A 17,549-nucleotide genomic window follows, 5' to 3' on the forward strand; every position below is an offset into this window, starting at 1 on the left:
TTCACCACAGCACCGCGATGGCCGCGGCGGCGAAGGACAGGACGCCGATCGACCAGAACATCGCTCGCGGGATGGGATTGCCCGTACGCTTCTGACGGGCGCTGCCCATGCCGAGCAGTCCGCCGAGGATCACGAGGATGACGAGCTTGATGCCGATCTTCGGGTAGTTGAGCTCGATGCCGGCGGGCCACGGCGCGGCGAGGGCGAGACCGGTGAGAAGCGAGAGCAGTAGGCCGTAGTCCATGGCGCGGGTGGTGCGGAAGCGCTGGGCCAGGGCCTCGGCGGCCCAGCCGCCGAACGTGATCGCAAAGCCGACGATGTGCAGCAGTACAACTACGTTGCGTAGTAGCTCCATGGGGAGAGCTTAGCGCGTGGTGGGCGGGGCCTGAACGGAAATTTGCTGCGCGGGGGGTCGGCCGGGCGGTGTTAGTGTTCGGCTAGCGCTGAATAGGGGGCATGGTGTCTGACTCGAACGACCCGCTCAAGGTCGATCCGACCGAGCTGCGCATGGCCGCAGACCGGCTCGACGACCAGGCGAGCGCGTTTCGGTCGGCGCATCAATCCGCGCATTCACGGGCGGGCAATGCTGCACTCGGATCGGGGTCCGCTGCTGCCGCGTTGCCGAAGATGTTGGCTGCTTGGGAGGCCGACGGGGCGCGGTTCGCCAAGGACTTCGCCAAGCACGGGCAGGGACATCGCCAGGCGGCGGACAGTTATGTGCGCACTGACGCCGGCGGCGCCGAGGCGGTAGAGGACGCCGGCTCTGCGATGTGAGGTACGGGCATGACGCTGAACCTCGGGGAGCTCAAGGAGTGGCCTCCCGAGATCGCAGATCTAGCCAAGGCAGCACAAGAGGCCGCGGACAATCACACCGGTTCGGCTGAGTTCTACCGTTCGCTGATCACGGTGTCGACCTGGGAGGGCCAGGGCGCGCAGGCGGCCAAGTCGGCGATGACGGCCACGGCGGCCGACCACGAAGCGGTGGCCGACCATCTCGGTGTGGCGGCGAGCAGGATGCAACGCGTCCAGCACGACGCCGAGGTGCTCGCCGAGACGATCAAGCGCATCCTCGACGATGCCGCGAGGCAACCGGCGGTGGGCATCGACGAGTCCACCAATCAGGTGATTCCGCCAGATACGAGTCACATGACGGAGGAGTACGCCGCGCAGGTGGCGGCCAAGGTCGCCGACCTTCAGGGGCGCATCGCCGACGCCCTCGCCGACGGTGAGCGAATCGACACCGAACTGGCCGGTGCGATCACCACGGCCAGCGATGAACGAGTGGTGAAAACGGCTGGCTCGCTGGAGGAAATGTTGCTGCCTTCGGCTGGCGAGCCGCAGGACGAAACGAAGCCCGACGACGCGTCGCGGACACCGCGCAATCTCGATGAAGCACTGGATCGGATTGCCGAGCCCGGTCAACCGGCGGCGCCCGGTGCCGTTGGACCCGGTAAGGTCGAGGAGTTCAAGACGCTCGCGCGCGAGACGATGCTGCGCGACGGGGTCCCGCCTGAGCAGATCGAGCAGCGGCTCGACGCGATGGTCGCCGCAGCGCAGAAACCACTACCCGTCGGCAAGACGCCCGAAGCCAAACCAGTGCCGAAACCGAGCTTCGAAGACGGCTTCGCCGACGGTTGGTTCGGCACCGAAGAGAGCATCAAGAACCTCATCGGGGCGAACGGGTGGGACGACCTGAAAGAGTCGTGGACCGACTTGGCCAAGGGCACCTGGCAACGGGTGACGCACCCGATCGACTCGGTGAAGGAGGACCTCGAGCACCTGACGAAATACCCCGGGCACTACCTGGGCGAGGTCGCTGGCAGTACTGCTTTGACCGCACCAGGCGCGGTGTTCGGCGGCGGCGAAGCCGCTCTCGCGGCCCGCGCTGCCATACCCGACGATGTCATCGACATGCCAAGTCACACACACGGAGTCGAGCACCCGACGCCGCTCGCTGATCTTCCGAGTCATCACGATGCGCCAGTTGCGACGAGCCATCCACCCCTGCCGCTGGGCGATTCGGGCTACTCACCAGATGCGCCCCTTGTTGCGTCGAATCTCAACGAAGCGTTCATAAACGGAAGCCCGACAGCAGATCTCGCTCGAGAACTCGCTGCCATTTCCACCCATCACATGCCGAGCCCGAGCCCGGAGATAGGCGCCGCGAATCGCGTAGTGCTGGGCCAGTGGGACGGTCAAGATGGCGGCTATATCGGGGAGGCGAGGAACAACGGCGGAATTTATTTCGATACGGGTGACGCGACCTGGGATGCCATGTCGAACGGACTGACAAAGCAGCAGACAACGGACCTAGGCTGGCAGGTCAATGCAGAGTTCCTCCGCACCCAGCTAGAGAACGGAATCCCACGGATCGAATACATCCTAGGCAGCAGGTACTCCTCGTTAGAGGACGTCGTGCTGGAGCGACAGGGCTCCTTCTCGGCGATGGAGATCGAGTTTCTAATAGAGAACGCGGCGAAATACGGCTATACACGCGTCGGAAACTCGTGGATAAAGGATTAATGCCATGACAGAGACCTTCTCAGAGGAAGTGCAGTCGATCGTTGGCCCACTGTTGGTCAGCCTCGGATTTCGTCTAGATGCAGTCGACAACAATGTCGATGAGGGTGGGCGCCAAGGCGTCGCGGTCTTCTACCGATCGGATGATTGCAAGCTTCAGATCTACTGGTCGGCGCGCGAACGTGAGATCAATGCAATGATCGCTCCGGTTGAAGCGCCGAATATACATGGCTTATACGACCGGTCTTCGTTGTGGCACTATCTAACTGAGTTTGTTGAGCGGCCAAATCTGCCGCTTGAAGAGTTGGTGCCACTTCTGAAGGCCGAGCGCGCCAACTTCGAATCAGACACGAAGTGGCTGACGTGGCTTCGCGATCGGATCTCACAGAACTTCGAGGCAGCACGGGCCGGTGTGCTCGCGCTGCACAGCGCTGCCGACGACCAGGACCCTGGACGTCGACCGACGGGGGAAGATGGTAGTGAGTGATTGCGTAGTGTTTCGTGGACAGAAGCATTCGGGCGAGGCATCGGTAATGACGGTTGGTAAAAGCCCATGCGATGACGTGGAGCAGCACTTGGGGACAGTGCTGTCGAGGCGCGGATTCACCCTCGTCGCAACGGAGCCCGACATCGTTTACGGAGAGCGACCGGCGTGGACGGTTTACTACCGTGGCGCGGATTGCAAGCTTCAAATTTGTTGGTCGGCGCGAGAAGGCGGGGTCGAGTTCTTGCTCGCACCGCTGGACGCACCGAACGAGTTCGGCCTCGTCAACGAGTCCAAGGAATGGCAGTTTCTTCTGTCGCTCAGCGAATCTGATGATGGTTTGGCAACTCCGTCGTTAGACGCAGGGAGCGATACCTGGTGGGATTGGCGGAAGGCCCTGCTAGAAGCCCATATCGATGATGCGAGAGATTCGCTGTTGTCCGAGAGCTAAATCAGCACATCCCGTGGCGGAGAGGTAAATTCAGATGGTCGAGGAGTTCTCGGATCAGGTCCAATTCATCGTCGGCCCTCTGTTGAGTGAACTCGGCTTCGAACTCGACGCCGTCGACCTCAGCGTCGACGAGGGCGGCATACCGGGCGCCGTTGTCTACTACCGATCGGACGACTGCAAGATGCAGGTCTACCAGTCGTTGCGCCACGGCAGTGTGAATTGCATGATCGCCCCACTCAATGCGCCAAACCAGTTCGGGCCCCATGACAGGTCGCTCAGCTGGCGGTACCTCACTAAATTCGCCGCCATGCCTGAGAAGTCTCTCGAAGAATTGGTTGAATCGGTCAGCTTCGAACCCAAGACGGACACCCACACAACTGCGTTGGGTTCGAGACCTGATCACCGAAAGCTTTGAAGCGGCCCACGCCGGTGTTCTGAGACGGTGATTTGCGCGTTCCCGCATGAGATGTCTCGAGGCTTACAGCGGCAGAAACCTATGGATGGAGCGTCAGCGACAATGACCGAAAACTCAATGGCCGCCGACAACATCAACGAAGCGGTCATCCTCAGTATCAGTGATTCAGCGGTGCCCGCGATCGACCGGCAGAAGCTTATCGATCGCTACGGAGAAGCTGAAGGCAGCGTAATTGCGGACCAGGTGGTCGCCCTCGTCCGAGAAGCGGCTGCAGTTTCTATCGAATGGGGAACAAAGACACTGGCCGAAGGTGTCAACGACATCATTGGAAGGTTTAGTCGCCTTCATCCTGAGCTCTCGCCCGAAGCCCTATTCGAAATCGGTCGGTGCGTCGGCTGGCAGCTCCGCTGATTTCTGATCAGCGGCGGTTATCGGTCAACCCAAGCACCTGGAAACTTTGCCAAGTCAGCCGCCAATCTCGGCTGCCGAGAAGGTAATTGACGGACCCGCCGGATTGATGACGATTCCGCCGTGCCCATTCTTGCGAATCATGTCCAACACTCTGAGCGTGGTGAAAGCACCGACCCCATCGAACGCGTTGTGCGCGGCGACCTCGGGAGCGCTGGTGAAGCCGACCAGCGCAGTTGAGCCGTCACCCAGAGTCATTGATCGAATCAACTTTTTGCCCGGTACGGAGTTCCCGTCGGCGCCCAGCAGCAACGGCCCCTCCGTCAGCAGAACACTCAGGACGTCCTCCCTGTCAGCGTCTCCGGCATCCAATGCGGCGAGCGCCGCTTTCAACGGCTCATTGTTCGGGTTGCCCAGCGCGAAATCGATGTCCGCCGCCGACAGCGAACAGGTCGGACCTGCAGGATCAATATAGAGCCAAGCGTCCTTTCGGCTCTGCGCGAAACTCAGCGCACCGCTCGCCGGCGTGGCCATCGTCTGGGTGCGAGTGCCCGGAGGGTAGAGGCGTGCGACCTCGTCCTGCCCGGTGAACACATAAAGTGCCCGGCCGCCGTCGGGCCCCGCACCGCCGCGGAACTGGAGCGATGCTCCGGCAGTGAACGAACCGTCCTGGGGCTCGTCGGACCCCGTGATGTCGAAGAGCAATTCGCCGTACATGCACGACCGAAGTACGTCGAGGACACCTCGCTGGTCGGGTTGAGCCGCGAAACGCTCGACCGCTCGACGAACCGTCGCATTGTCGACGAGAGTCATGCTCCTTCGATCACCATCGAAACCCCTCATGCATGAAACCACTCGCGGCGCCGGAGGTACACAACGGTCGATCAGACAACGCCTATCACTGAGTCAGACGGTGAAGCCGCCATCGACGTTCAAATTCGCGCCGGTGATGTATCCGGACTCGGGACCGGCCAGGAACGCGACCAGTGAAGCGACGTCCCTGGTGTGTCCGTAACGTCGCTGCGTCGTAACGGCTTTCAGGCTCTCGGCGAAGTCGCCGTGGTCAGGGTTTGCGTCGGTGTTGATCGGCCCCGGCTGCACGTTGTTGACGGTGATGCCGCGGTCACCGAGGTCACGCGCGAGCCCGCGGGTGAACGACGACATCGCGCCCTTGGTCAAGCCGTACACCGACAACCCGGGACCGGGGATCCGGTCGGCGTTGATGCTGCCGATGTTGATGATGCGGGCACCCTCACCCAGATGCTTGATCGCCGTCCGCGTCGTCCAGTAGGTACTGCCGATGTTGATCGCCACGAGACGCTCGAACTCTTCTGCTGGGAAGTCGTCGATCGGCGCGATGTGCGCGACACCGGCATTGTTCACCACGATGTCCAGCCCGCCGAGATCGTCGACAGCACGCTCGACGGCGGCGGCACTCTGCGCGCCGTCGGCGGCGTCCGCTTGGATGGCCACCACTGTCGCGCCGCTGCCGGCCAGTTCGGCGACCAGACCCTCGGCATTCGCGGCCGACGCCGAATAGGTGAACGCGACGGCCGCGCCGTCAGCACTCAATCGCCGAACGATCTCAGCGCCGATTCCGCGCGATCCTCCCGTGACCAATGCTCGGCGTCCGGCGAGCGGTGCTGCACTCATATCAAGCCTCCTGGCAGTTTCGAACCGATTTGTTACTTAGTATGCTCAGGTCAAGCCCATTCGTCCGGTCAGCATTCCCCGATGTGACCGGCATCACAGCAGAGGAGGTGGGCGACGGTGGCCGTAGGTCGCCCGCGGGGATACGACCCCGAACAGGTCGAGGACACCGCGATGAAGCTGTTCTGGGCGCACGGCTTCGACGGTGTGTCGATCTCCGATGTGACCGCCGCGACCGGTTTGAACCGGCGCAGCATCTACGCGGAGTTCGGCTCCAAGGAACAGCTTTTCGAGCGAGCCATGCGGCGATACCTCGCAGGGCCGAGCAGCTATACGGCCGATGCGCTGAGACGATCGACAGCCCGCGAGGTCGCCGAGGCCATGGTGCATGGTGCGGCCGACGCGGTCAGTGGTGATGTGCGGGGGTGCCTGACCGTCGGCGAGGCACCTGGCTTGGCCGAGTGGCGGGAGGCGACTGTGCAAGCACTTGCCGAGCGATTCGCGACGGCCGTGGCCGGCGGGGAACTGCCGGACGTCGATACTCTGGCGTTGGCACGCTGGATCGCGGCGGTATGCCAGGGGATCGCAATCCAGGCGCGAAGCGGGGCCGACCGCGCTGATCTCCACGCCATCGCGGACCTCGCGCTGACGGGCTGGCCGTCGAAATCTATGCCGAAGACACGCCCAGGCGACGCGCCAAGTCGCGGCCGCCGACCTCGCGGATGAAGTCAGGGTCGCCGCACACGACGAGACGGTCGCGAGCCCGCGACAATCCGACGTAGAGGCGTTCGCGGGAGCGCTCGAACTGGCCCGAATCGTTGACCACCAAGACGACCGCACGTCGCTCGAGCCCCTTGAAGCCAAGCACGTGACCGTAGAACACTTGGTCGCTGTCCCAGAAGGTATCCCAGTACGCCTTGTGGCCTTCCTTCTGCCGCTCGGCCTGCTCGGGATGCCGGCTGCCCGTCGTCAACAACGCGAGATCCTCGGGCCGCCAACCCTCTTCGAGTAATGCCTCGATCTGGTCGTCGCCGACGTCCATCGCGTCCACGCGGTCACAGGCGATGAACTCGACAGCAGGCCCCTCGCCGCCGAGGAACCGCATCGGGTGGTCGACCAGTGGTTGGAACGCATTCGCGATCTGGCGGGTGTTGCGGAGATTGTGGTCGAGAATCAGCGGTACCAACGGCACCGGCGGAGACCCGTAACGATTGAAGACGCGCTGCCCCTCGTCAGTGAACACGTACAGGCCGCCCTCATCGGGATCCTTGAGCGCGATCAGCAGCGGCTCCCACCACGAGTCGGCGAAGTCCTGCGCCTCGTCGACGACGATGGAGTCGAACCTATGCCCAGGTTCGAGTTGCATTGCCAGCTCAGCCATTTGCACCGGGAGATCGTGTTCCCAGAACTTGACTGTCTCCTCGGTGCGCAGCGATTCGTCCGGTCCCTCGGGTGCGCCCCACAGGACGCCGAGCGCGTGGAACTCGCCGACGTAGCCGGGCTGCTGGCGTCGCGACCACGTTGCGGTGATGCGCTCCAAATATGAAGCGAGACCGTGGGAGTAACAGACGAGGGCGACGCGTTGGCCCCGCTGGGCCAGCCGGCGGGCCTGCTCCACCGCGAGGAACGTCTTGCCGCTTCCCGCGCCGCCGCGGACCTCGATGCGGTTGAGCAGCCGAGTCGCGTCGAGGATCACTGCCTGATGCTCGGTGAGCGCGTCGGCAGCGTCCTCATTGGCCAGGGCCCGCGCGACGACGTCGCGCTGCGGCAGCCCGCGTCCGCTCAGCGCGGTGATGATCTGGTCGATGCCATCCGCGTTGAGCAGCGGACGGTCGAGTTCCTGGCTGACCAACACGTGGCGCAGCTTGCCGTCGATCTCCTTGAGATCGTTGCGGTCGATGACCTTCCAGCGTGGGCAGTCCGACAGTGCGAAGTCGTCAGGAAGTTCGGTGTTGGGCAGGACGACGACGTGGTCCCAGCGCAGCCGCCCCTGCGACCAGCGCGGGTCCTTCTCGATGTAATCGCGCAGGGCGTAGCACGCTTCGCGGGCCTGGCGCACCGGCTCGATGATGTGCTCACGTCCTCCACGCTTCTGACGCCAGGTCAATCCGTCATGCCACACCTCTCCGCCCTTGACCTCCAAGCACACGATGCCGGCGCCTTCGATGGCTACAACGAAGTCGACCTCGTGGTCCTTCAGATGGTCGGTGACTCGTTGGCCGGCGATGACGAGGTCGTTGGGCTGGAGTTGTTCGACGAGTGCTTGGTAGACGCGCCGCTCGGCGCGGTTGGCCAGCCGCGGGGTGTCGGTAGGGGTGATCGTCATCGGCGCCTCCGTGCCGTGCTTCGATGCCGCCACCGCATGTCGAACCCTCCCCCATGAAGCTTGGTCTCGATGTTAGCCACGGGGTCCGTCACTCCGGGTGAGGCCGGTGCCCCGGATTTGTCGGTGGGCGGGCCTATGGTCAACCTCAAGCGCTATATCAAGGGGGGATCATGCGCGGACGTGGGGTAATCGCGGGCGTGCTCGCGGTCTGCGGAGCGGTGCTGTCGTCGAGTCCGGCGCACGCCGATCAGTACGACTTCATCGCCCAGCTCGACAACATGGGCGTCTACTACAGCTCGATGGTCGACATGATCGACATCGGCAAGGAGCTCTGTCGCGACCTTCGCTTCGGGGCGCCGCCACCGGCGGTGCTGGACAAGTTGCAGAGGACGGGGTTCGCACCGGCGGAGTCGGCGATCGTGCTGCTGTCGGCGGTGAACACGATGTGCCTGGACGCCAAGCCGGCGGTCGTCGAGTGGGCACGCGAGATCGGCTACACGCAGCCGCTGTAGGTGCTCGAGATGGTCGGGATCGGCGGCCGTGATGGCAAGTACCGGTTCGGATTCCGCTTCACACCGCGGTAGACCGTGGGATCTTTCGAGCCGCTCCACGATGCTCAACCATCGGCAACGTCGATGACGTAAATACCGACCGCATGTCGGTTCCAGTCATTAGAATGCAAACAAGCTCTAGAGCGGACGTCTGTTCGGGTACCTGGCCCGTCGTCCCGGCAACCGCGCGACCACCGCACGGTGCCCCAGGGGAAGAGCGGGCACGCAAGGCGTGCAAGAGGTGGACGCCTGAACATGGCGTCGCCGGAAGGCGAGACGATGAACGACGAGCTGAGCGCCACCGATCGAGCGCTACGCGAACGCCTTCAAGAACTATCCGTGCACATCCCGTGCGGCTGCATCCGCGGTCCGCTACAACGCAGACGGCCGCCGTTCACCGGGCTGCCAACTCGCTGGCAATCGTGCCCCGACGAAGATGCCCCAGAGAAGTGGCCGAATTGCGACGTCTCCCGAGAATTCGATCTGTGCATCATCTGCCTACGAGCAACAGCTGGGGGAACTTTGCGGTGGGCGTGGTTGGCCTGCGAGGACTGCCGCGATATCAACAGCCGCATCGGCTCGCGTTGGGGGATTCGGCCCTTCGCACTCGGTAGGCACAGCTTGATGAACGGCATCGGCGTGCGCGGAGGCAGTCCGCCAGATGTAAAGAGGGCTCAACTCGAGCGACTCGTCGAATTCGTGAGGGGCCACGGGGGCTTGAGGCGGTGGCGTGATCGGGAATACTCCCGGCTGGCAGGCAAATTCGATCCGTTAGCCGATGTTCCACTCCGAGTGTGGCAGGAAGAATGGCCGCCAGGGAGGGCGGCGTCCGAAGACGCGTTCACCCGCATGTTTGGCGGGCTGTGGCCCTTGTCGAGCGGGTGAGTCCACAACGCCGTACGGGTCCGTTGGTCCGTACGCCTCCCCAATGGCTCTGTCGTTCGTTGAGCCGCACCACATCACAAGTTCGCCGGGGATCGTTGACATTCGCCAATAAGTGCGGACGCCCGCTAAAGCTACCGTCCGGGCGGGAGTTCCCGTGGGCCACGACGTCCGCTCAGTTCGCGCGACGAACGGCCGGTCAGCTCGGCACGGCCCTCTCCCCTCGTCATCGCGAGCGACGCGTCTTGGTCACCTGCGCCAACCTGAACATGCCCCTGATGGCGGTCGTCGCCTCGCACGCTGGACACGGTCCGCCCACGATCGGGGGTATCCGAAACACCCTCTCCCGCAGACCCTTCACTCTCCTCGACCTGAGTGGAAACCTTGCGGGTGCGGCGCATCGAGAAGTGGATCTCCTCGGTTTCCTCGAGGACCTGCCGCGCGCTTCGCAACGGCTTGGTGGTGGTGTCGATCGCGTTGACGATGATCGGCGGCACCAGCGGACGAATCCAGCGCGCGGCGGCGCGGGTGACCTCCGGAATGCCGGGAATCAACGGGCGTCCGACCTCCGCGACAGGTTCCACCGAACGCTCCTCCTCAACGCGTGACGGCAGGTTCTCTGTTGCCTCCGTATCGGCTGCCGGCGTCTCGCCCGCAACGAGACTCGCCGCCTCAGCCTCCGCGGCGATCGGCAAGTACACATCCTCAGGCTCCGAAATGCGCTCGGCGCGTATGGGACTGGCGGTATCGATCGCCTCCATCACCCGGCGGCGCTGCTGCTCACGGTCGATCTCCAGCTGCGCCTCGACGGCCATGCGCGCGCTCGCCAGCTGCTGTTCCGCCCACATGGTGTCGATGGCCGCACGCACCTCGGCCCGCTTCACCGCGACTGCTGTGTCGGCATCCAGCTCGGCGCGATCCCGTACGACGTCGGCCGCGATCCCGCGATCCTGGGACGTCTCACCGCGCCACCGCCGCAGGATCAGCGGCAGCACGCTCAGCAGAACGAAGAAGCCGTCGACGAGAATCCGCAGCGCCAGAGCACCCGGATTCGCCAACGTGTGGTCGTTCATCGCGACCCACCGCGCGCCCAGTCCCCGATCCGCGTCGGCCGTCGCCCCCTGGCGGGCCTCCCCCAGCACCCGCTCGGCATCGGCAACTTCGGCGTCGAGTGCAGGTGCGCGACGATCACGGTCGGCCAACGCGGCGTCGAGGCTCCCCTGCGCGTCGGCGAGGAAGTCGTTCGCCGTCCGGTTCTCGGGCCCGGCGCCCGGCACTCCCGTGATGACGGTCTGGGGGCACTCGGGCCGCGGATTGAACTCGCAGCGCGCCACCACCAGCGCGTCCTGGCGGCGTTGCACGGCCTGCTCGACCGCATCGTCAAGCTCGCCGCGCGCGGCCCGGCTCTGGGCCAGGTCGCTCGTGGCCTGCGTGACGGCCGGGGTGGACTCGGCGGTGCGCGCCGCGCGATCGTCGAGCAGCCGATCGACCGATCCAGAGAACACGACGACGGCGGCGAGCTCACCGACCACAAGCCCGATGGCGACCGCGACGGCAGCACGCCCCGTGACCCCGGCCCCGCGGACCGCTCCGGTGGCGATCGCACGACTCAGAGCGCCGATCAGCAGGCCGAACACCGAGGTCATCGCGATGACGGCCGCGAGCGGCCAGGATGTCGACTGCGCCAGGGCGGCAGCGGCCGCCAGCCACGCCAGCAGCATCGCCACCAGCACCACCACGCCGGCGGTGACGAGGGTCGATCGCTCATGGCGGGCAGCCCTGTCGCGCTGCTCACCGCCACCGAGCCAGATGAGCCCCGCCGCGATCGGCGAGGCGGAAGGTCCGGCCTCGGAAGTCCTGTGGACGCCCATGGAAACTCCAAACATGCAGGTCAAGGCGTGACGGAGCGCTACCGACGGCCTTGTCGGTCTGTGCCAGGCGGAACCCCCCGCGAATCGCACCGTCACGCCGATGCGAATGCCGAAATTCTCCCATAGCGTGGCGGCGGCCGTTCCTCGCGGACGGCCCGCGTGGCGGTGAGCAGGCACACTCATCACCCCGCTGCCAGCACCGCCTCGTATGGTGACCGCATGAAAAAGACGCGTATCGGCCACGTCGCGCGGCAAGTCGCAGCGGTAGTTGTCACGGCGGTCACCGCGGCCTCGACACTCAACGGTTACCGGCCGCTGGCGCGCAAGGGCTATCCGTCGATCTTTGCGTTCGGCTTCGGGATGGTGGTGAGCGAGTTCCCGCTGCAGACGCTCGCCAGCCAGCTCGGTGGGCTGGCGTTGACCAGTCGCCGCCTGGCCCGTCCGGTGCGCGTAGTCGCGTGGGTGGTGGCCGCCATTTCGGCGATCGGGCTGCTGAACTTCAACCGCGCGGGCCATCAAGCCGCGGGCCCGCTGACCGAGGCGTTGGACAAGGGCCTCGGCGCTGATCGCCGCAGGGACTCGACCGGCCTGTGGCGCAGGCCCGCTGGGGATGGCACCGCCAAGACGCCGGGCGCTCTGCGGATGATGCGGATCTACCGCGATTACGCCCACGACGGCAACATCAGCTACGGCGAGTTCAGCAGCGCCAACCAGCTCGACATCTGGCGTCGCCCCGATCTCGACCGGAACGGCAAGGCGCCGGTCCTGTTTCAGATCCCCGGCGGCGCCTGGGTTACGGGAAACAAACGCGGACAGGCACATCCGTTGATGAGCCATCTCGCGGAGCTCGGCTGGATCTGCGTGGCGATCAACTACCGGCACAGCCCGCGCAACACGTGGCCGGATCACATCGTCGACGTCAAGCGCGCGCTGGCGTGGGTCAAGACGCATATCGCCGAGTACGGCGGCGACCCGGACTTCATCGCGATCACCGGCGGCTCGGCGGGCGGGCATTTGTCGTCGCTGGCGGCGCTGACGCCTAACGACGCGCGATACCAGCCGGGCTTCGAGGATGTCGACACGCGGGTGCAGGCCGCGGTGCCCTTCTACGGTGTCTACGACTTCACCCGTTTTGAGGACGCGATGCATCCGTCGATGCCCGAATTGCTCGAGCAGATGGTCATCAAACAACCACAGAAGTCGGCCCTCGAGACCTACGCCGACGCGTCGCCGGTGAATCACATCACTGCTGATGCCCCGCCCTTCTTCGTGTTGCACGGGACCAACGATTCGCTGGTTCCCGTCGAACAGGCGCGGGCGTTCGTCGCGAAGCTTCGCGACGCCAGCACCCAGCCGGTCGCGTACGCCGAGTTGCCCTTTGCGCAGCACGCTTTCGACATGTTCGGCTCCGCCCGAGCCGGGCACGCGGCGGTCGCCGTCGAGCAATTCCTCGCCGAGGTCTACGCGAAGTGGCAGCAGGCGACGCAGCCAGAAGGTGTCAGCGCGACAGGTCGATAGTGAACTATTGATTGAGGCACGGCACGCTGAGGGGCAGAGTCGACAATGCCGGATGATCCACTACTGCTCGGACAGCGGGTCGTCGCGATCCTGGAGCAGGGGCAACGGGATGCGACTTACAAATTGGCCACACTGATGGCGCTGATCGAGCATTCCATCGAGAATCTGCCTCCGCATCCTGACGACTCGCTTACCGTCCCGATTCCCGAACTCGCCCACCGCGTTCTATCACTTTATTGGCACCAGGCCCGCCCGTTCCAGGGTCACCACCTCGCCCAACGCCGAACCGGAACCAAGACACGGATCATTGATGCGGCGAAAGTCCTGCGGGAGGCGTCGAACGCCGGAACCAGTCGGATGTCACTCGAGACCGCCATGTTGCGCGCTCCTGCCGCATACGAGGTAGCTATCGACCGGATTGCACTGGCGCTCATCAAACAACCGCTTCCACGGCTACAGAAGCTGCCCGGCGCGCCGGTGAGCGACCCGTTCCTCTACGACGATTCCTTTCTCGGTGAGAACGTCTCGCGATCCAGGGTGCGTGCACACGGCGATGCGATCACCCTCAACCCCGGTGTGGCTCATGCCCTGGCACGCCTCGCCGGGCTATTGAAGCCAGCGCTTGAGATCATGTGGGTTGAGGATGTGCGCAGCATGAACAAGTTCCTCGACGAGGACGTGCCGGATGTTGCTGGACATCTCTTCGGTCGGGAACGCACCGCATTGATGGCGGTCAGGGGGCCGTTTAAGGAGGCTTTCGGACCGCATTGCTTCTACTGCGGAACGCACCTGCCGCTTAACAATCCGATCGACCACGTACTGCCGTGGTCGCTGGTGGGTATCGACGGACTCGCGAATCTCGTTCTAGCCTGTGCCCGGTGCAACGGCGATAAGAGTGGTGCTCTGCCGGCACTTAGCATTGTTGATCGGGTGCTGTCCCGAGAAAGCGACGCCCTGGAGCAGATCGCGCAAGAGCTGCAGTGGCCGACCCAACATGAGCGGGTCGTGGCGGCTGCGCGCGGCATCTATCGCGGGCAGCCCGAAGGTGTCCCCACATGGGCTGGCTACAAGCAGAGCGAGCGGCTCGATATCAGCTTCCCGCCACGGTGGATAACCCCGAAGTGACACATCCGATTGGCTATAGAGGGGGAAGCCACCCACGCGGCCTGGCCGTAGGGTGACCTGCCAGTGGAGCCAGTGGAGATAGTCCTGTCAGCAGCGAACTGCGCGATTACTGGTTCGCAGCAGCCGGCCAATACCATGGCTACCGCTATGACCGACACTCCTCTGACGGCTGCGCCGAGCGCCGACGCTTCGCAACCTGGCCGTATCTCCGCTGAGGCCGGCCGCCGCAGGACGTTCGCCGTCATCAGCCACCCCGACGCCGGCAAATCGACGTTGACCGAGGCGCTGGCGCTGCACGCCCGGGCGATCACCGAGGCCGGCGCGGTGCACGGCAAAGCGGGTCGGCGCGCGACGGTGTCGGACTGGATGGAGATAGAGAAGGCCAGGGGCATCTCGATCACCTCGACCGCGTTGCAGTTCCCGTACCGCGACTGCGTCATCAACCTGCTCGACACCCCCGGCCACGCCGATTTCTCCGAAGACACCTACCGGGTGCTGACGGCCGTCGACTCGGCGGTCATGCTCATAGACGCGGCCAAAGGTCTTGAGCCCCAGACCCTGAAGCTGTTTCAGGTGTGTAAGCACCGTGGGATTCCGATCATCACGGTGATCAACAAGTGGGACCGTCCCGGGCGTCACGCCCTGGAATTGATGGACGAGATCCAAGAGCGAATCGGGTTGCGCCCCACGCCTTTGACATGGCCGGTCGGTATCGCAGGCGACTTCAAGGGTGTGCTCGACCGGCGGAGCGGAAACTTCATCCGGTTCACCCGCACCGCGGGCGGTGCGACCGCGGCCCCCGAGGAGCACATCGCGGCAGCCGATGCCCACGCTGCTGCCGGCGACGACTGGGACACCGCCGTCGAGGAGTCGGAGCTGTTGTCGGCAGACGGCGCCGATTACGACCGGGAGACGTTCTTGAGCGGCGAGACGACCCCGGCGCTGTTCACGTCCGCGGCGTTGAACTTCGGGGTGAACCAGCTGCTCGACGTGCTGGTCGGACTCGCGCCGCCGCCAAATGGAGCTCTGGACGTCGATGGCATTCGTCGTACAGTCGAATCACCTTTCAGCGCTTTTGTTTTCAAGGTGCAGGCGGGCATGGACTCTGCGCACCGCGACCGCATCGCGTACGCGCGGGTGGTGTCCGGCACGTTCGAGCGTGGGGACGTACTCACCCACGCGGCGACAGGCAAACCGTTCGTCACGAAGTACGCGCAGTCGGTGTTCGGGCAGCAGCGCTCCACCCTGGACACGGCGTGGCCGGGGGATGTGATCGGGCTGGCGAACGCCGCAGCACTACGTCCGGGTGACACGTTGTATCGCGATGTGCCCGTGCAGTATCCGCCGATCCCGAGCTTCTCCCCCGAGCACTTCGCGGTGGCGCGCGGTACCGATCCGAGTAAGCACAAGCAGTTTCGTCGCGGGATCGAGCAGCTCGAGCAGGAGGGTGTCGTGCAGGTGTTGCGCTCAGATCGGCGTGGCGACCAGGCGCCGGTGCTGGCCGCGGTGGGCCCGATGCAGTTCGAGGTGGCTGTCCACCGAATGGCCGCGGAGTTCAGCACGCCGATCGTGTTGGAGTCGTTGCCGTATCAAGTGGCGCGGGTCGTCGACCCCGCCGACGCCGAGTTCATGGACAAGCAGGTGTCGGCCGAAGTGCTCACCCGCAGCGACGGCGTCATGCTCGTGCTGTTCTCCACGCCGTGGCGACTGGAGGGCTTCCAGCGCGACAACCCCGACATCGAACTCGGGTCGTTGGTGGCGGCGTAGGTCTACGCTCCTCGGGCTTGCCACACCGCCCAGGTATCCCGTCGTCGGCGCCGGACTGAAGGAGTCCAGGTCCGAAGCGATTCGTGTGCAGCGGCGATAGAAGCGGTCGGGCCGCATTCGTCGCGGCGAGGCCGCCTCTCGTGCTGCCGCGTCGAGGATGTCGCCCTCGGCATCATGCGCCGCCGAACACTCAGCGGTGAAGTAGTAAGGGGCGATTGCCTTCGGTCGCGTGTCAGTTACCGTGGCCATGTGTTCGGTGCAGGTTCCTCCCCGCGACCCGAATTGCGTCGGCCACCGCGAGCCGACCTCGCGATCTACCGCGTCCGCGTCGACCTCGACGAAGCCCAGCCGCCCATCTGGCGTCGGCTCGATATGCGGTCCGATGTGACGTTGGACGTCGTACACCAAGTTCTGCAGGCCGTCTTCGGTTGGGCCGGCTACCACCTGCACCGATTCTCGTTGGGTGGCAGGCCTTTCGATCGCGACAGCCAGGTGTTTTTGTGCACGTATGACGCAGACAACCCCGAATTCGGAGACTACGACGGTCCGGAGGCCTCGCAGGTTCGTCTGGACGAGACTCTGCATGACCCCGGGGACAGACTGCACTACCTCTACGACTACGGCGACAACTGGGAGCTGACGATGCAGCTCGAGCAGGTCATGACCGCACTCGACGACTCCCCCACCGCGGCCCTGGTGGACGGGCGTCGCGCGGCGCCACCGGAGGACTGTGGCGGTTTGACCGACGCCGAGCAGCTTTCCCAGGTGCTCGACGACCCGGCTCGGTTCGAACCCGACGAGATCACCGCGGCGCTTCGCGGCACCTACTTCGTCATGCACGAGGCCGGCGTCGACGCCCGTCTGATCGATCTTGTGCGTCGGCTGGAGCCGACGCCCGTTGGCGTGGGCCTGGACGAGCAGCTAGCACGGCTGACCTCAAAGCCGACGACGGTCGACGATGCTCAGCTAGCGGCATCGCTGCAGGCATTTAGATGGTTCCTCGACCGGGCCAGTGAGGGTGGTATCCCGTTGACGTCAGCGGGCTACCTGAAGCCGGCCGACGTCACGGTGGCGACGAAAGTCGTTCCGGCGATGGGCGATTGGCCGGGTAATAGTGATCGCGAGGTGCATTGCCCTCCGTTGCTGGAGTTTCGGCAGTCATTGCAGTCGCTGGGTTTGCTGCGTAAACACAAGGGCGTGCTGCTGTTGACGAAGGCCGGTGCTGCCGCGCAGCGTGATCCGGTGGCATTGTGGGGCCATCTGGCTCGGCGGTTGGCGCCCGCCGACGAACGCACCTTCGACGGCCAGGCGAGCTTGTTATTGCTCGCTTACACGGGGGCAAGTGAAAACGGTGACCTGCCGGTCGACGAAATCGCGGCTGCACTAACCGGACTCGGCTGGCGCCATAGTGACGGTGAGCCCTTGAGAGGTTATGAGCTCTACAGACTGCCGACACATACTGTGCTCGTCAATGTCTCGGACAAGTCCAGAGTTTGGGCTCAGGGTTCCCGGGTCACCCCGGCAGCATCCGCGCTGGCGCGGGCAACGCTGCGCAGGTAGCACTTTGCCGTCGGCGTCATG

17 protein-coding genes and 1 riboswitch are annotated in these 17,549 nt (G+C 64.7%); of the genes, 12 read left to right on the plus strand and 5 right to left on the minus strand.

Features of this window, described 5'->3' with window-relative positions:
- Position 1 precedes the first annotated feature (1 nt).
- Positions 2 to 355, minus strand: coding sequence for a Fe-S protein (locus A5698_RS01675; protein WP_068292464.1), 354 nt, complete (start codon positions 353 to 355; stop codon positions 2 to 4).
- Positions 356 to 456: 101 nt separating this feature from the next.
- Here A5698_RS01675 and A5698_RS01680 point away from each other — a divergent pair, with 101 nt between their 5' ends.
- From A5698_RS01680 to A5698_RS01705, 6 genes are all read left to right on the plus strand, one after another.
- Positions 457 to 774, plus strand: a complete 318-nt coding sequence (locus A5698_RS01680) for a DUF6317 family protein (protein WP_068292467.1) — start codon at positions 457 to 459, stop codon at positions 772 to 774.
- A gap of 9 nt (positions 775 to 783) precedes the next feature.
- Positions 784 to 2,523: a hypothetical protein gene (locus A5698_RS01685; protein WP_068292470.1), complete on the plus strand. Its 1,740-nt coding sequence runs from the start codon at positions 784 to 786 to the stop codon at positions 2,521 to 2,523.
- A 4-nt stretch (positions 2,524 to 2,527) separates the two neighbouring features.
- Positions 2,528 to 3,007 (plus strand): hypothetical protein, encoded by a 480-nt coding sequence (locus A5698_RS01690; protein WP_068292473.1) that lies wholly within the window; start codon positions 2,528 to 2,530, stop codon positions 3,005 to 3,007.
- A 46-nt stretch (positions 3,008 to 3,053) separates the two neighbouring features.
- Positions 3,054 to 3,455 (plus strand): hypothetical protein, encoded by a 402-nt coding sequence (locus A5698_RS01695; protein WP_156670570.1) that lies wholly within the window; start codon positions 3,054 to 3,056, stop codon positions 3,453 to 3,455.
- A gap of 34 nt (positions 3,456 to 3,489) precedes the next feature.
- The gene (locus A5698_RS01700; RefSeq protein WP_068292480.1) at positions 3,490 to 3,870 is read left to right on the plus strand and encodes a hypothetical protein; all 381 of its coding nucleotides are present in this window, start codon (positions 3,490 to 3,492) and stop codon (positions 3,868 to 3,870) included.
- Positions 3,871 to 3,987: 117 nt separating this feature from the next.
- On the plus strand, positions 3,988 to 4,281 hold the full coding sequence (locus A5698_RS01705) for a hypothetical protein (protein WP_068292484.1): 294 nt from the start codon (positions 3,988 to 3,990) through the stop codon (positions 4,279 to 4,281).
- Between the two features lie 54 nt (positions 4,282 to 4,335).
- Here A5698_RS01705 and A5698_RS01710 read toward each other — a convergent pair whose 3' ends face one another.
- Together A5698_RS01710 and A5698_RS01715 are read right to left on the minus strand one after the other, a co-directional pair.
- The gene (locus tag A5698_RS01710) at positions 4,336 to 5,091 is read right to left on the minus strand and encodes an SseB family protein (protein ID WP_068292487.1); all 756 of its coding nucleotides are present in this window, start codon (positions 5,089 to 5,091) and stop codon (positions 4,336 to 4,338) included.
- A gap of 93 nt (positions 5,092 to 5,184) precedes the next feature.
- Positions 5,185 to 5,931 carry an SDR family oxidoreductase gene (locus A5698_RS01715; protein ID WP_068292493.1) on the minus strand — a complete coding sequence of 249 codons (747 nt, stop codon included), beginning with the start codon at positions 5,929 to 5,931 and terminating at the stop codon, positions 5,185 to 5,187.
- 117 nt (positions 5,932 to 6,048) lie between these two features.
- Between A5698_RS01715 and A5698_RS01720 the strand changes: the two genes are divergently transcribed.
- A complete protein-coding gene (locus tag A5698_RS01720) occupies positions 6,049 to 6,654 on the plus strand; it encodes a TetR/AcrR family transcriptional regulator (protein ID WP_068292495.1) in 606 nt (201 codons plus the stop codon).
- On the opposite strand, the gene A5698_RS01725 is transcribed toward A5698_RS01720, so the two are convergent.
- Positions 6,596 to 8,254, minus strand: coding sequence for an NERD domain-containing protein (locus A5698_RS01725; protein ID WP_068292542.1), 1,659 nt, complete (start codon positions 8,252 to 8,254; stop codon positions 6,596 to 6,598). The genes A5698_RS01720 and A5698_RS01725 overlap by 59 nt on opposite strands.
- Before the next feature lie 170 nt (positions 8,255 to 8,424).
- On the opposite strand from A5698_RS01725, the gene A5698_RS01730 reads away from it, so the two are divergent.
- Positions 8,425 to 8,766, plus strand: coding sequence for a DUF732 domain-containing protein (locus tag A5698_RS01730; protein WP_068292497.1), 342 nt, complete (start codon positions 8,425 to 8,427; stop codon positions 8,764 to 8,766).
- A gap of 174 nt (positions 8,767 to 8,940) precedes the next feature.
- Positions 8,941 to 9,052, plus strand: a riboswitch (SAM riboswitch).
- A 769-nt stretch (positions 9,053 to 9,821) separates the two neighbouring features.
- On the opposite strand, the gene A5698_RS01735 is transcribed toward A5698_RS01730, so the two are convergent.
- Complete coding sequence (locus A5698_RS01735) at positions 9,822 to 11,558, minus strand: DUF4407 domain-containing protein (RefSeq protein WP_068292500.1); 1,737 nt, start codon at positions 11,556 to 11,558, stop codon at positions 9,822 to 9,824.
- A gap of 219 nt (positions 11,559 to 11,777) precedes the next feature.
- On the opposite strand from A5698_RS01735, the gene A5698_RS01740 reads away from it, so the two are divergent.
- The 4 genes from A5698_RS01740 to A5698_RS01755 all read left to right on the plus strand — a co-directional run bounded on the left by A5698_RS01740 (position 11,778) and on the right by A5698_RS01755 (position 17,528).
- Positions 11,778 to 13,076 carry an alpha/beta hydrolase gene (locus A5698_RS01740; RefSeq protein ID WP_068292503.1) on the plus strand — a complete coding sequence of 433 codons (1,299 nt, stop codon included), beginning with the start codon at positions 11,778 to 11,780 and terminating at the stop codon, positions 13,074 to 13,076.
- A gap of 45 nt (positions 13,077 to 13,121) precedes the next feature.
- Positions 13,122 to 14,201 (plus strand): HNH endonuclease, encoded by a 1,080-nt coding sequence (locus A5698_RS01745; protein ID WP_068292508.1) that lies wholly within the window; start codon positions 13,122 to 13,124, stop codon positions 14,199 to 14,201.
- 147 nt (positions 14,202 to 14,348) lie between these two features.
- Positions 14,349 to 15,968, plus strand: a complete 1,620-nt coding sequence (locus A5698_RS01750; RefSeq protein WP_068292510.1) for a peptide chain release factor 3 — start codon at positions 14,349 to 14,351, stop codon at positions 15,966 to 15,968.
- A gap of 249 nt (positions 15,969 to 16,217) precedes the next feature.
- A complete protein-coding gene (locus A5698_RS01755; protein WP_068292512.1) occupies positions 16,218 to 17,528 on the plus strand; it encodes a plasmid pRiA4b ORF-3 family protein in 1,311 nt (436 codons plus the stop codon).
- Positions 17,529 to 17,549: the final 21 nt, after the last annotated feature.

The organism is Mycobacterium sp. E136, assembly GCF_001666865.1.
Lineage (GTDB): Bacteria > Actinomycetota > Actinomycetes > Mycobacteriales > Mycobacteriaceae > Mycobacterium.